At 54.4% G+C, this 14,193-nt stretch carries 14 protein-coding genes; 7 read left to right on the top strand and 7 right to left on the bottom strand.

The window, feature by feature from the left end:
* Window positions 1–147: 147 nt before the first annotated feature.
* Window positions 148–1,224 (top strand): peroxiredoxin family protein, encoded by a 1,077-nt coding sequence (locus FYC48_RS12970; protein ID WP_149497146.1) that lies wholly within the window; start codon window positions 148–150, stop codon window positions 1,222–1,224.
* Between the two features lie 221 nt (window positions 1,225–1,445).
* On the opposite strand, the gene FYC48_RS12965 is transcribed toward FYC48_RS12970, so the two are convergent.
* Together FYC48_RS12965 and sufU are read right to left on the bottom strand one after the other, a co-directional pair.
* Window positions 1,446–2,714 (bottom strand): SufS family cysteine desulfurase, encoded by a 1,269-nt coding sequence (locus FYC48_RS12965; protein WP_149497145.1) that lies wholly within the window; start codon window positions 2,712–2,714, stop codon window positions 1,446–1,448.
* 4 nt (window positions 2,715–2,718) lie between these two features.
* Window positions 2,719–3,165 carry a Fe-S cluster assembly sulfur transfer protein SufU gene (gene sufU / locus FYC48_RS12960; RefSeq protein ID WP_149497144.1) on the bottom strand — a complete coding sequence of 149 codons (447 nt, stop codon included), beginning with the start codon at window positions 3,163–3,165 and terminating at the stop codon, window positions 2,719–2,721.
* Between the two features lie 238 nt (window positions 3,166–3,403).
* Between sufU and FYC48_RS12955 the strand changes: the two genes are divergently transcribed.
* Both FYC48_RS12955 and FYC48_RS12950 read left to right on the top strand, forming a co-directional pair.
* The gene (locus FYC48_RS12955) at window positions 3,404–4,975 is read left to right on the top strand and encodes a sulfatase family protein (protein ID WP_149497143.1); all 1,572 of its coding nucleotides are present in this window, start codon (window positions 3,404–3,406) and stop codon (window positions 4,973–4,975) included.
* A gap of 183 nt (window positions 4,976–5,158) precedes the next feature.
* Window positions 5,159–6,178, top strand: coding sequence for a prefoldin domain-containing protein (locus FYC48_RS12950; protein WP_160149497.1), 1,020 nt, complete (start codon window positions 5,159–5,161; stop codon window positions 6,176–6,178).
* 235 nt (window positions 6,179–6,413) lie between these two features.
* On the opposite strand, the gene FYC48_RS12945 is transcribed toward FYC48_RS12950, so the two are convergent.
* On the bottom strand, window positions 6,414–6,842 hold the full coding sequence (locus FYC48_RS12945) for a VanZ family protein (protein ID WP_149497141.1): 429 nt from the start codon (window positions 6,840–6,842) through the stop codon (window positions 6,414–6,416).
* Window positions 6,843–6,941: 99 nt separating this feature from the next.
* Here FYC48_RS12945 and FYC48_RS12940 point away from each other — a divergent pair, with 99 nt between their 5' ends.
* The 3 genes from FYC48_RS12940 to FYC48_RS12930 all read left to right on the top strand — a co-directional run bounded on the left by FYC48_RS12940 (window position 6,942) and on the right by FYC48_RS12930 (window position 9,808).
* Window positions 6,942–7,754 (top strand): family 16 glycoside hydrolase, encoded by an 813-nt coding sequence (locus FYC48_RS12940; protein WP_160149496.1) that lies wholly within the window; start codon window positions 6,942–6,944, stop codon window positions 7,752–7,754.
* A 98-nt stretch (window positions 7,755–7,852) separates the two neighbouring features.
* The gene (gene tadA, locus FYC48_RS12935; protein ID WP_149497139.1) at window positions 7,853–8,335 is read left to right on the top strand and encodes a tRNA adenosine(34) deaminase TadA; all 483 of its coding nucleotides are present in this window, start codon (window positions 7,853–7,855) and stop codon (window positions 8,333–8,335) included.
* Between the two features lie 270 nt (window positions 8,336–8,605).
* Window positions 8,606–9,808: a hypothetical protein gene (locus FYC48_RS12930; protein ID WP_149497138.1), complete on the top strand. Its 1,203-nt coding sequence runs from the start codon at window positions 8,606–8,608 to the stop codon at window positions 9,806–9,808.
* A gap of 109 nt (window positions 9,809–9,917) precedes the next feature.
* Here FYC48_RS12930 and FYC48_RS12925 read toward each other — a convergent pair whose 3' ends face one another.
* The 4 genes from FYC48_RS12925 to FYC48_RS12910 all read right to left on the bottom strand — a co-directional run bounded on the left by FYC48_RS12925 (window position 9,918) and on the right by FYC48_RS12910 (window position 12,558).
* Entirely contained in the window at window positions 9,918–10,100 is a 183-nt protein-coding gene (locus FYC48_RS12925) for a hypothetical protein (protein WP_149497137.1), read from the bottom strand.
* Window positions 10,101–10,258: 158 nt separating this feature from the next.
* Window positions 10,259–10,945, bottom strand: coding sequence for a TIGR04283 family arsenosugar biosynthesis glycosyltransferase (locus FYC48_RS12920; RefSeq protein ID WP_149497136.1), 687 nt, complete (start codon window positions 10,943–10,945; stop codon window positions 10,259–10,261).
* A 12-nt stretch (window positions 10,946–10,957) separates the two neighbouring features.
* Window positions 10,958–12,100 (bottom strand): LptF/LptG family permease, encoded by a 1,143-nt coding sequence (locus FYC48_RS12915; protein ID WP_149497135.1) that lies wholly within the window; start codon window positions 12,098–12,100, stop codon window positions 10,958–10,960.
* Between the two features lie 254 nt (window positions 12,101–12,354).
* Window positions 12,355–12,558 carry a hypothetical protein gene (locus tag FYC48_RS12910; RefSeq protein WP_149497134.1) on the bottom strand — a complete coding sequence of 68 codons (204 nt, stop codon included), beginning with the start codon at window positions 12,556–12,558 and terminating at the stop codon, window positions 12,355–12,357.
* Window positions 12,559–12,767: 209 nt separating this feature from the next.
* Between FYC48_RS12910 and FYC48_RS12905 the strand changes: the two genes are divergently transcribed.
* Window positions 12,768–13,937, top strand: a complete 1,170-nt coding sequence (locus tag FYC48_RS12905; RefSeq protein WP_235034231.1) for an aminotransferase class V-fold PLP-dependent enzyme — start codon at window positions 12,768–12,770, stop codon at window positions 13,935–13,937.
* Window positions 13,938–14,193 lie beyond the last annotated feature (256 nt).

The raw sequence follows: 14,193 nt of genomic DNA, 5'->3' as shown, positions 1-14,193 counted from the left end.
ATAAAAACATCGCGTGAGTCCGAAAAATGCCGAACGAATGCGCGGTGATTCACTTAGAAATTGGTATTCTGAATGCTGATGCGAACGATTTGTTTGTTTGCTCGCACTGACTCCAACCGCCACTTTCGTAACTAGCAGGGCATTGTGATGAGCCAGAAAAAACTAATGACTTTGATCGTCGCAGCGGTCATCGCAGCGTCGTCGACTTCTGCATCGGCGCAGCAAGCCGAGCCGGGCGAAGCGGTGGAATCATCGTTGCTATTAGACGTCGGCGAATTCGTCGTACCCGAAGGCGATCTTGATGAGGTCATCGAGTACGTCGAGGAACTCAGCGAACTGCAAGCTGAACTCGATCGCCAGTACAACGCAGCTCAGTCAAAAATCAACGGTGCACTCCGCGACGCGTCTGAGAAAGTCCTGGCCAGCGATGAGGAAATTTCGGACCGGCACTTCATGCTTGCGGCCAAAATGGTACTGCCAGAACGGATTCGTGGCGTTCGCGACGCGAGCAAAGAAGAGCAAAAAAAATTGCTGGAGCTAACCAAACGTCAACTACGTTTGATTCTTGAAGAAGGCGAGGCACGCCCGAATATAGCGAACGCAATGGGCTTGGCGACTTATTTGGAACGGGGCGGTGACCCGGAGGTCGCATTGGAAGCAAACCAGGCGTTTGCCGACATGATTCGTGAGTCCGGAAACACACAGCTTCGCCCCTACCAAAGTCGATTTGAATCAACCGCGAAACGCCTCGCGCTATTGGGAAAGGAAATTGAAATCGAAGGCGCGTTAGTCGATGGAGAGGAATTCGACTGGTCACAATACCGCGGGAAAGTCGTCCTCGTTGATTTCTGGGCAACCTGGTGTGGTCCTTGTATCGCCGAGGCGCCGAACGTTCGAAAAAATTATGACCTCTATCACGAAAAAGGTTTCGATGTCGTTGGGATCAGCCTAGATTCCGATCGCGAACGACTTGAAGCGTATGTGGAAAAGGAATCGGTTCCATGGGTGAACCTGTTCAAGGAAGGCGCCGGCTGGAAACACCCAATGGCAGTCAAGTATGGGATCAACGCGATCCCGTCAGTCTGGTTGGTGGACAAAGAAGGAAAGGTCGTTTCCCTGAGCGCCCGCGGCGATGAACTCGGACGTCAGCTGGAGCAACTTCTCGGACCGGTTGAAGAAGATGAAGCCGGCGCCGATGAGCAAGAGGGCGACGAGGAGGCCTAATTGTTTGCTGCAAGGCGGCCTGCGTTGTCGTGACACAACCGTGGCTAACGCCATTCGGCTGATGGTTCTGATCAGCCGCCGAGCGTTAGCTCGCGGTTACGTGTCTTGGCTCAGGTCATAGTCAATCGATTGAGCAAGCACATGCAATGATCGCGAATCGGCTGATTGGTCACATTATCGCTCGTCTTTTCGCGATCATCTCAAACGACGTCGAATGTTGACTACGACGGGACTTCGCGTCGGCGTCGTCTTCGCCCACGTTTCGCAAATTTTGATTGCACTTCTTGAACCGCGGTGACAAACCGTTCGGCTTCGTCGGCGGTGTTATAGAGATAGAAACTTGCTCGCGTGGTTGCGGTTTTCCCCAGTGATTCGTGCAGTGGCATCGCGCAATGGTGTCCTGCCCGCACTGCAATGCCTCGTGTATCGAGCCACTGTGCGACATCGTGTGCGTGAACACCGTCGATCGAAAAACTGACGATGCCAGATTTTTTGTCAGGTGTTGGCCCGATCACTTCGACGCCATCGATTTGCCGTAGGGCACCATCGGCAGCTTCACAGAGTTTGTGTTCGTGTTCGGCGATCCGGTCCAGTCCGATGTCAGAAAGGTAGTCGAGCGCGACCCCGAGCCCGATCGCCTCGACGATCGGCGGCGTGCCGGCCTCGAATTTTTCGGGCAGATGCGTCGATGTGAATCCTTCGGTTGTGACCCGATCAATCATGCCACCACCGCCGAGGAACGGAGGCATGGCATTGAGCAGTGATTCGCGTCCGTAAAGTACACCGATCCCAGATGGGCCACACGCCTTGTGCCCGCTGAAGACAACGAAATCGGCATTCCACCGAGTCACGTCAATGGCTTGATGCGGGGCCGATTGGGCAGCGTCGACCAAAACCGTCGCGTCAAATTCTTTCGCGATCTTTGTCCATCGCTCGACGGGAAAGTTCGTGCCCAAAACGTTGCTGCTCGAAACGAACGAGAACAGTTTGGGGCTCAGCGTTTGAAATTTATCACGAAGGACGTCGTCGCTAATCGTGAAGTCGTCTTCGAGTGGAACGAATTCGATCCGGCAGCCGACGCGTTCGGCAAGCTGATGCCAAGGAACGATGTTGGCGTGATGCTCGGCAATCGTCAGCAAGATCACGTCGTCTTGACCGATAAATTCTGAACCCCAAGAGTGGGCGACCAGGTTGATTGCGGCGGTCGTTCCCGCAGTGAAGATGATCTCGCGAGTCGATGACGCCGAGAGAAAACGTCGTGTTGATTCTCGGGCTGCTTCGTACGCTGCCGTCGATTCTTCGCTCAGCGTATGAATTCCCCGATGAACGTTAGCGTAGTAGTTGCGATAACACTGCGACATCGCGTCGATGACTTGCGATGGTCGTTGGGAGCTAGCGGCGTTATCAAGGAACGCCAGCGGCTCCCCGGAGGCGGCCGCGCGAGCGAGAACGGGGAAATCCTTTCGAATTTCAATCGGGTCAAATGACATTCGGTTAACTCTCCTCACCCAAACTCGGCCCACCAAAACTGGGACCATCGGAATCATCTTCGTCGTCATCCTCGATCGGCGAGTGCAGCGCCGACTGCAGGACTCGCCATGAAAGCAAGCAGCATTTTTGACGGTTAGGAGTGAGCTTCGGACCGAACAATTCCAACATTTCGTTGGCCGAAAAGTCGCGAATTTCCTCCGGCGTTTTGCCTTCGATTTTTTCGATTAGCATCGACGCCGAAGCCTGGCTGATGACACAGCCTTCGCCGTCGAACCACGCTTCGGCGACGCGACCTTCGTCATCGAGTCGAAGTGTGACTTGGATGACGTCCCCGCACAGCGGATTCTTCCCCTCGTCCTCGTGTGTGGCATTTTCTAAGACGCCACGGTGATAAGGGTCTTCGTAGTGATCTAGGACGTGTTCTTCGTAAATATCCTGCTCGTTAGCCATCTCGAAACCAAGAAAGGTTTGACGCTACCCCGGATCGTGCGTGGATTCAGGGCGGTAGGGGAGGTGCGGTCACCAGAACGATCGCCGGTCGACCCGGCCCGTGCTTCTATTTAAGTCTACGCACGTTGTCAAAAATCGACGAGTCCCCCAGTGTTGTATAAACTGTCGATTCCTCAACGGACTGCTCCTATCCGGCTCGTCCCGACTGTCCCTTCCCCCCCTGGTGTGCTGAATTCATATGTCGCGTAAATCCCTTCGAGGTTGGTTCTCCTGTTCCGGTTGGTTTGTAGCTGCAATTGCTGTGTTATGGTGTTCGGCTTCGGTCGAAGCCGCCGAATTGCCAGCGACGCCGAAGCGAGACGGCGTCAAACCGCGAAATGTTGTCTTCATATTGACCGACGACCATCGATATGACGCGATGGGGTTCATGGGGCATCCTTTTTTGGAGACACCTCACCTAGATTCATTGGCGTCGTCGGGGGTTCACCTGAAGAATGCGTTCGTGACCACCAGTTTGTGTTCGCCCAGCCGAGCGTCAATCCTGACGGGGCTCTACACCCACAAGCATCGAGTGATCGACAACAACCGACTGGTCCCCGACGGAACCTTGTTTTTTCCGCAGTATTTGCAGCGTGCAGGGTACGACACTGCGTTTATCGGTAAATGGCACATGGGTGGGGCCCACGATGACCCTCGCCCCGGATTCGATCACTGGATCAGTTTTCGCGGCCAGGGAAACTATCTACCACCGGGACCGAAGTACACGTTGAATGTCAACGGTAAACGTGTCAAACAAAAAGGCTACATCACCGATGAACTGACCGACTACGCGATCGACTGGTTGGGACAGCGTTCCGACGACAAGCCATTCTTCTTGTATCTCTCACACAAAGCGGTCCACGCAAACTTCACCCCGGCCGAGCGTCACCAGGGGCGCTACGCCGACGCCGACTTGAGCTTCCTGCCGCGTGGGAAAGAAATCAAAGCCGAAAACGACGCGCCACGATGGGTCCGGGATCAACGGAACAGTTGGCACGGAATCGATTTTTCCTATCACAGTGATAAAGGGCTCGACTACCTGTATCGACGCTATTGCGAATCGGTACTCGCGGTCGATGACAGCGTCGGACGTGTGGTCGATCAGTTGAAGAAAATGGGAATCCACGACGAGACACTGATTGTCTACATGGGCGACAACGGTTTCATGTGGGGCGAACACGGGCTGATCGACAAACGTGTTTCTTACGAAGAGTCGATTCGGGTCCCAATGATGATGCAATGTCCGGAGCTTTATGAAGGCGGCAAAGTTGTCGAACAAGTGATCGGAAACATCGACATCGGACCAACGATCTTGCACGCCGCAGGCCTGCAAACCCCGAGTTACATGGACGGCGAAAGTTTCTTGGAACTTCCTAACCACCCCGAGATGAATTGGCGTGACTACTTTTTGTATGTCTACTACTGGGAAAAGAACTTTCCTCAGTCGCCAACACAGTTCGCCCTTCGCGGTGATCGCTTCAAGTACATCACCTACTATGGACTTTGGGACGTTGACGAGCTTTACGATTTAACGACTGACCCTGGCGAAACAAAAAACCTTATCAACGATCCAGACTATGTTTCGGTCGCCAAAGAGATGGAAGACAAACTCTACGCGATGTTGGGCGAGGCCGGCGGGATGGATATTCCGATGAATCAACCTAGTGGGCGTAGTCAAAATAAACGGTGGGACGATCGCGGCGGGAATGACGCCGCTGACTTTCCGAAGTCAATCGTGGTCGATGAACCGCTCAACCGCGAAGCGAAATAGCGATAGGTTCGGTAGGCGAAGATTCACGCAATGGCGATCGGTTGTCGTTAAACAGGGGTTTCACCGGCGCCCGACGAGGCGTCGGTTTTGTGCCTGTTGAACTGGGCGGCGGATTTGTGGGAAACTACCAAATGTTCAACGGATACTTTTGAAAGTGACGCTCCGCTGGGAGGGACGTTTCCGGTGGAATTGAAATCGTTCGATTCGAAAGGCTGGCGACGTTGGTTCGCCGGGCGTAACGAAGTCTTGATGTTCAGCCTTGCGCTGATTTACTTGATTTGCGTTGCCATTTTGGTGGTCATTTGGGTCGACATGCCCAGTTTGAAAAAACGTGCGGTCGAGGTCCTGGGTGAATCCAATTTGGACGAACCGTCTTTGTTTCGTTACGCGATCACTTTAGAAGTGTTTGTCCTTTGGACGATGGGCATCGTCTGGTGCGTCGTGATCGCCGAGTCGATCGTGCACTGGATGACGCGACCTTGGAACAATGAAATGCGGAAGCAACATTTGCAAGGATTGTTGTTCTGCATCTGTCCGGCATTACGAATGGGGGCTCGAAGCCCAGAAATGCATGGGCGAATCTGGTTGCCCGGGTTAGGGTGGCGCCAAGGTGGCCGTCGTTTGCAGCGGCAGCTCGAACGGCAGTTTAGCGTCCCGATGATGATCGTCGCGCTGCTGATCATGCCGATCTTGGTGATCGAGTTTTTCTTGAAAGATCAGGTCGCCGCGTATGGATGGTTACGGCTGGTGTTGCATTTTGGGACCGGCGTGATCTGGTTTGCGTTTGCCGCCGAGTTCATTCTGATGGTTTCGATCGCCGAGAAAAAAATCCAATACTGCAAAGATCATTGGATTGACCTGGCGATCATCTTGATCCCGTTGATTTCATTTCTGCGTTCACTCAGTCTCGCGCGAACGATCCGGCTGACCGAAGTCGTTCGCTTTCAACAACTCTCCAATGCGTTGCGGGCGTATCGATTGCGTGGGACCGCGATTAAAGCATTTCGTGTTTTGGTGCTCTTTGACATCTTCGATCGGATTTTGCGACCAAGCTGTGAACGCCGGATCGAAAAGATGGAGCTTGAGCTTCAGGAACTCGAAAAGCAATCCCGGCTTTTGCGTCAACGAATTGCCAAGTTGAAAATAGAGGCAGCGGAGGATCAGCCGGACGCCGAATCAGCCGTCGAGACTTCGGCGCAGTGAACGCTCAGCCGGCAATGGGGTCTTGCGAGACGAACGATCCGTCTAAACCCACTGTTTGGGTCCGCCCGATCAGCCGCTGAGCGCTAGCTCGCGGTTACGTGTCTTAGTTTCGTCCACAACCAATCCCCGAAACAAACATCTGCAACAACCGTGGCTAACGCCATTCGGCTGATTGATTCCGATCAGCCGCTGAGCGCTAGCTCGCGGTTATCTCGGTGAGCCGGCCCCGATCAATTCAAGATCCGGAACTTGACGTCGAGGGCGTGCTGATCGATCTCTGGAGTCGTTTCACGACGATGTAAAAAAGAATCGCAGAGGTAATCCCGCACGCGTCTGCGAAGAGGTCCCAAACATCCGGGTGGCGTCCACGAGCGAATTGTTGGCTCCATTCATCCAAGCACCCGTAAAGGAATAAAACGGCGGCGATGCTCCCGAAGCGAGAAGCGTTTGGATATGTCCGCTTTGGATTGGTGTGTGAGACATAGCACAGCAACAGAGCCAGCACGAAGTAGCCGCCAAAGTGCTTTGACTTATCATTCATTTGCGGCGCGATCACACGGGTCGATGGTAAATGCGTCCCGGTAAAGAGTACAATCCAGTATGACACCAGCAGGACGACGCCAAGCCGCATTCCGAGTATCTTGATTCCGGTGACAGGACGCATCGTGACTGTCTATCTTGTCTGTGAATGAAACATTGAATTTTGCTTCCCCCCAATCGCCCGATCAGGGTGTGCCCTAGCCCATTTGCCGAGGATTCTGCGTTGACCGACAGCCAAACAAAACTCTCTAATGCGTTGACTGCCACCGCGATGGTTGCAACCTTGTTTATCAGTGCGTTCGTCGTCGAGGGCAAGCCCGCACGCGGACAGGAAGTGAGTGCTAACTCTTCCGCGGCGTCTGAAGAGTCAAAGCCTAGTTCAAAAGAAACTGCAACAGCGAAAGACAACCAACGCTGGATTTCATTGAACGATCATTGGGAGCCATGCGAATTCGGTGGTGATGGCGAAATTACCATGAAGGATGGCTTGATCAAGATGGAGTTTGGTCAACCGTTAACCGGAGTGCGCTGGTCCGGGCCGTTCGAGGGCGAAGAGAAAAAAGCATCGGCTGAGACGAAAAAAAAACAGCCGCCAGTGCTTCCCCGCGACAATTATGAGGTGCGTTGGGAATGTCGGCGTGATCGGGGAGTCGACTTTGTTTGCGCGTATACGTTCCCGGTTGGAAAAGAGGTCGCCAGTTTGGTCATGGGGGGCTGGGGGGGCGGTGTCACGGGCATCAGTAGCATCGATGGGCATGACGCAAGTGACAATGAAACAACCATGTTCAAAGCGTATGACGACGAGCGTTGGTACAAGGCACGTGTGCGTGTCGAAAAGGCTCAGATCACTGTTTGGATCGACGAAGTAAAAATGTTTGACGTGCCACGCAAAGATCGAAAGTTTGACATCCGTTTCGAAATGGATCCCTGCACGCCAATGGGAATTGCCAATTTCGAATGCGATTCCCAGTTTCGGAATCTTGCGATCCGACGTTTGAACCCCGCTGAACTGGCCAAAGAAGAGTCTGACCAATAGTGATGGATTGTCAGGAGCTAGGGCACGTAACCGCGAGCTAAAGCTCGGCGGTGATCGAGCACGCCGAACTACTACACGGTTTTTCTTGGCCACCTTTGATGCATAGTCCGAACCAGCACGACATTGACGAGCATTTCATGGGACGCGCGCTCGAGCTTGCGATGCAAGCCGCCGTCGCGGACGAGGTCCCTGTCGGCGCAATCATCATACGCGATCATCAAATCATTGCCGCTGCCGGTAACGAACGCGTGGCGCTCAAGGATCCCACGGCCCACGCCGAAATGATCGCGATCACTCAAGCCGCAGCCGCAGTCGGTGATTGGCGGCTGGAACGCTGTACGTTGTACGTCACCTTAGAGCCGTGCCCGATGTGTGCGGGGGCGATTCTGCAAAGTCGCATCCCACGTGTCGTTTTCGGTGCCAGTGATCCCAAGGGAGGTGCGGTTGAAAGCCTATTCAAACTCTTGAGTGACGTCCGGCTAAACCATCAGGCCGAAATCGAGGCGGGGATTCTAGGCGCACGCTGCGGGCAAATCCTCACCGACTTCTTTGCCAGCAAACGAGCGATGGGGAAAAAATAGGCATCGAAACCGCCGGAGGCTCGTCGAACTGGTCTTGCGATAGCGATGTTAAGCTGTGCCGATTCCCAAGATTCTCGCACTTTTGGCGCATCTGGCGATAAACAGGCTAAGCACTGGTGAGTGTCATGTCCGATAAGACCGTCACGACCGGATCTTTGTGCGAGGAACGCACAAAAATCTATTTTGCACCTTGGCGCGTGCCGCGGGGGGGAGCCTTGTCGCTTTCCAAACGGCCGCTACGGACGACTTCAATTAGACGGTGGAACAGCGATGTCGGTACGGAAGCTGACGGCTAGAGTTATTGGATCTCTCGTGTTGCTTTGCGGCATGGCTTCGGCTCAGGCTCAACAACACCTCCCTGTTGCCGATCCATTTCAGTTCGAACCAGATTTTCGTTGGTTCGAGCCGATTTATGACGCGGACTTGGCAGACATTAAGCCCAAAAAGCGAGCCAACACTGGTTGGTTCGCGACTTACGATCGGCTTTACCTTTACGGTAGCCGACCAGACAACAATGACCTGAATTTCGGTGATGATGACAGTCGCTTAGATGGTGGCGCCGGTCACCGTTATGAAGTCGGGTTCATGTTGCCCGATTCGGACAGCGGTTGGTTGTTCAGCTGGGTCGACAATGACGTCGGTGAGTTTCATCGCATACGTCACGAACGTGGCAACCGGATCAACGAGGACGAACTCGACGGTGAAGCAACCAACGCGGCGCCCCCGTTTGGACTCGAAGCGATCCCCGGCATCAGCAACAACATCGGCTTCAATTACCGGTTCGTCGATGAACTTGACAGCTTGAACGTGATTTCATTCGACAGCTACGAATTGAGTAAAACCTGGCGAATGGAGCCCTATCACTATGGTGGAATTCTAGAGCCCCTGGTTGGCATCCGTTGGTTCCGGCTGAAGGATACCTATGCGGCGTCGAGATTCGAAAGTTCGAACGATCCCGACAACGTTATCTCTTCAAACTTGTTGAACAAGTATGGCGCTCTCGCCGAGGAACTGACAATCAATCAGGCCTTCACTGAGAATGAGGCGATCACCGCGCAATTCGGTTTCCGCTACATGAAATTCATCGATCGCTTTGTCGCCACCGGTGACTTCCGAGTGTTCTCGGGTGGAAACTGGCAGAGCAGCTACAAGAATACTTGGACCGAAGCGGTCGTGTACGACAACACGACTGCACCGATCTCTCAGGGTGACGAGGTGGCTCGGATCATTCGTGAGGAGACCTCACCGGTCAATTCTCGCAACGAAGAATTCTTTCTCGGATTCGATGTGCGAGCGGACCTTGCGTATCAATTGACCCGTGACTTCACCATCCGAGCTGGATTCCAGTTGATCGATATCGAACGCGGACTGTGGCGAGGCGGCGATGCCGTTGGCGGAACGGTTCCAGGTGGCGACAACGAACAAGACTACTTGATGGTCGGTTACACGTTCGGGTTGACGCTCAACAGGTAAACAACACATCCGGTCGAGTACATCCATGGTGTAAGAAAAAAGCCACGGCGGAATCATTCCGTCGTGGCTTTTTCTGTGATGCGTTGGCAGGTGAGGCTGACTAAAACGTCTACTTCTTCTCAGCCATCTCTCGCAATTCTTCCAGTTCCACCGTCAGGCGATGACGAAGTGGGCTTTCCGGACGCAATTCTTCGTCCAATAGATCCTCCGCCTTGTCGAATACGTCTTCCCCGCGATTGGGGTCGTTAATCAGGCTGCGGAACATCTCTTCAACGGTAGCTTCGGTTAGCAAAACGGACTCCTCGTTGGGCTACTGCGACTTGAAAACGCGCGGGGGTGTTCGTCCCATTCAAACACAAATCGTCGCCAATCACGCGTTGCATGCCACATCTCGATTCTAAGTTCCAACGATCGAGTCGCAAGGTCTGGCATTGGTTTTCACCGCAGAAATCAACGGTACCATTGCGACAATCTGCCCTCGGAGATGCCGAGACAATGGGCCGTCTGAATCCCCCAGTTGCGGACCGTTTGTCGGATCACTCCACAACGCTGCCAGCGGCGCGGGTCGACATGCACTGTCGCGTCGACCAAAGTTGGCCAGCGGTGACGGCGAAGACATTGTGCCAAAACGACGTCTTCCATCAGAGGAAGTGGCTGAACACCGCCGACGATGTCGTATAACGATCGCTGGACAAATATCGCCTGGTCACCGAAGGGTATTCCACGCAATCGAATTCGCATCGCGTTGCCAACTTCCAGCATGCGGTAAGCCATTCCGTCCGCCTCGATTCGCTGCCGAAACCCGCCCCAAAAACCGTCGCGATCCGGTTGGATGTCGTAAAGACGGCACGCAGTAGTCAGGCACTCGCGATCGAGCCAATTGTCGGCATGCAAGAACAACAGCATGCGGCCTCGCGCCCGTTCGGCGCCACGGCGAAGCTGCATGCCACGGCCACGCTCCGATGTGATTACCTTCGCACCGGAACGTTTTGCGATCGCGACGGTCGAATCACCGCTTCCGCCATCAACCACGATGACTTCGCCGGCATTGCAGCGAAACGCGGACTCGATCGACCGCGATACATTTTCCGCTTCATTCAGGGTCGCGATGACAACGCTAAAGTCCTGTGGCGCCATCGTAAAGGTTGCCTACAGTGTCTGGACTTCGCGGTAACGCATGAACGCGAATGGTCCAAGGACTAAAAGTGGTAGCCAAGCCGCGATCGCGGGAGAAAACAAGATCCCTGCGCCACCGAGGGCGCTCCCGATTGTTTTCAGTGAAAAGAAAAACACGACCAATCCCATCGCCGCGGCGATCGTCACGAATAGCTTTCTGTCACGTCGGTTGACGACCAGAGGCAGCCCTAGAAGGACCAAGGCAAAGTCCAATGGCACACGAATGAGTCGCTCGTGTAGCAGCACCGAAATTGAGATCGAATTGTGCACCGCGGGATTTCGCAGTCGCTTGGCCAAGTGCATCGTGCTGCACAGCCGAGTCGAAGACTGATCGGTTTGCAAAATTTCTGCATTCACCGGAGTGACCACAAAGCACTCATCCGAACCGATCCAATCGTGTTGCTTCGAGGTCATCAAGACCGCCCGTTCACCCACCCCTGCCGAATCGAGCGTCTCGATGTGCTTGGGGATTTGGACTTGCTGCATCAAATAGCCTTCATCGTGCAACGCGTTTGCCGGAAGCCACTGTGCCGTTTTTGCGATCAACGCATCACCGAAGCCTTCGTAATCGCCGTCGATACTAAATCGCGGATTGATCATCACGCGACTCCGCGGTTTGATCGATTCGCCTTGGAGCAGTATTCCGCTGATGTTGTCGTAGCTGGGCAAAACGGGCTGCGGATTGTCACCGGTGATGTCACGGTTTTTCATCGATAAAACATCACGCATCGAAGGCAACAACAGCTCGCGACTGGCAAATTGGACCAGGATGATCAACCCGGACGCGACGACCATCGCGCGGAACAGTCGGCCATGTGAAACGCCGGCAGCAAGCGTTGACGTTAGTTCGCCGGTGCGGCGTAGCCAGCCGACGACGAAGAGCACAGACATCAACGCAATGATGGCGCCGGTCCAGTCGAATAATAGCAGCAAATAAGGCCCGTAGAACTCGGCCATGACGTAGGCCAGCGAGAGGGCCCGTTTCTCGGCCAGTTCGGCCAAGTCCGTCATGTTCGTGAACGCGTGAAAGACGATGAAGATGCCCGAAAGCGACAAGAACGACACGATAAACGTGCGTAAGTACAAGTTCAGGATATATCGATCTATTTGCGTCACGGTCGAGCAAACGCGTTTGGCGGAACATTGGCAGCGTCAAACCGGCGAAGCATCCCAGCCGGACGGTCCCATCGCAAGAGCGATCCGCAATCAACCGCGGGCGAAAACCTGTGAGATCGATCGCCAGCAAGCTCGCTAGCCTGGCGAATAAGCAAGAACGCCCACCGGGACTCGCGCAGCATTGCGTCTGACTGTCGCCAATGGGCTTGACGGCGGTCAGTGCTGACTGAGAAGTTTGTCGAACTTGTGCCGGTCTATCGCTGTTCGCGGTAGGTCGACCAACTGAGATAAATCAGCACTCCGCCTAGAATGGCGAACGTCAGGTCCATCATCAGGCTTGCACCGCCCAAAATCTGGAGAGCTTCGACACCGGCGATAATGGCGACCGAATCCACCAGGAACAGGCAGACCACCAAGATCGACGCAACAAGGCTGAAGAGACATAGGGCCTTGGGCATCAATCAAACCTCAGAAGTAGTTGAAAATCTGGAAGCGGAACCAAGTTAATCGTCCAATCGCGGCCATGGAAGGTCAGCAGTATAGTTACCTGACCGCTATTTTCCCAAGCCTACGCTAAATCGCTAGTTTACCGATTTGGACATCCGGCGGGGACGACAACAATTTTTCTGCAAATACCGATTGAAAGGGCACTCACGTGGCGTCTTCCGTGACTACATCCTCGCAACCAACCGTCGAAGAAGATCCTTGGGGTTGGTGGCGGCGGCAAATGCCGGTCAGTGAAAAGTGGGCGTATCTGGACCATGCAGCCGTGGGGCCGTTGTCGGCGCCGGCCGCCCATGCGATCCGACGTTATGCCGATGAAGCCGAAAAACAGGGAGACACCATGTGGCCCACATGGGCCGGTCGACTTGATGAACTTCGGCGTGTGGCGGCAGAGTTATTGGGGACCAGTCGCGACGAAATCTGTTTGATCCCCAACACCTCGACCGGGATCAACTTGGTCGCCGAAGGTTTCCCTTGGCAACCCGGCGACAGCGTAGTGGTACCCGAAGGTGAATTTCCCAGCAATCTATTCCCATGGGAAAATCAGGTGGCGCGGGGCGTCGAGATCCGAAAGGTCCCGCGCCGAGAACAGGCCGTGGTGGTGGACGATCTTCTGGAAGCGGCCGATGAAAGCACCAAAATGATTGCGCTCTCCTGGGTTGGCTATTCGAGTGGGTATCGCGTTGAGATCGAAGACCTGGTCGAGCGGGCGCACCGAAGAGGAATTCTCGTTTACCTCGACGCGATCCAAGGATTGGGGGTGTTCGATCTTGATTTAAGCCAGATCGACATCGACTTTTTGGCTGCCGACGGGCACAAGTGGATGTTGGGACCGGAAGGGATGGGGATTGCGATGATTCGTCGCCGGCATTTGGAACGCTTGCGATGTGGCAATGTGGGCTGGAACAGCGTTCAAAACGCGTTCAACTATGCTAATCCGGCGCTCACACTAAAAAACACCGCCGAGCGATTTGAGCCGGGATCGGCCAATATGGTAGGCGCCGCCGCGCTGGCTGCGAGTTTGAATTTGTTCTCGACGATCCGTAGTCATCACGGATCCGACTCAATTGGTACGCGTGTTGTCGAACTTACATCGATCTTGGGAGATCAGCTGAACGCCAATGGGATCCAAACGCGACAAGCGCCGGAGAAACGGCATCGCTCTGGGATCGTGACCTTTGAAGTTCCCGGACAAGATCCCGCGACGGTCCGACGACGCCTGCTAGATGTCGGTTGTGTCGTGAGTTGTCGTGACGGAGGCGTCCGCGTGAGTGTCCATGCTTACAACGACGGCGAAGATCTAGAACGGTTGATTGAGGGCGTTTGCAGATAGGGTTCCATCGAAAGTAAGTTTCTGAGACCGGATCGGTCGCGGAGTTCTCGTTTACGGTTACGCGTCTTAATTCCATTCGCAATGATCGCGGCTTTCGCTAGACGCTATTCATCGGATATTGATTTCAGACTATCCACTGGCAATCCTCGTGGGGTGCCTCATGTTGTGGTTGGCCAGTCCCGGTGCATTGCCCCCCATTCAATCTGGCACAGATGCGTTATTCTGGTGCATACCCGCTCGCGTGACGCTCTACTTT

The organism is Roseiconus lacunae (assembly GCF_008312935.1).
GTDB lineage: Bacteria > Planctomycetota > Planctomycetia > Pirellulales > Pirellulaceae > Stieleria > Stieleria lacunae.
Note: the sequence above shows the minus strand (reverse complement) of the source record. Positions and strands in the feature narration are given on the sequence as shown.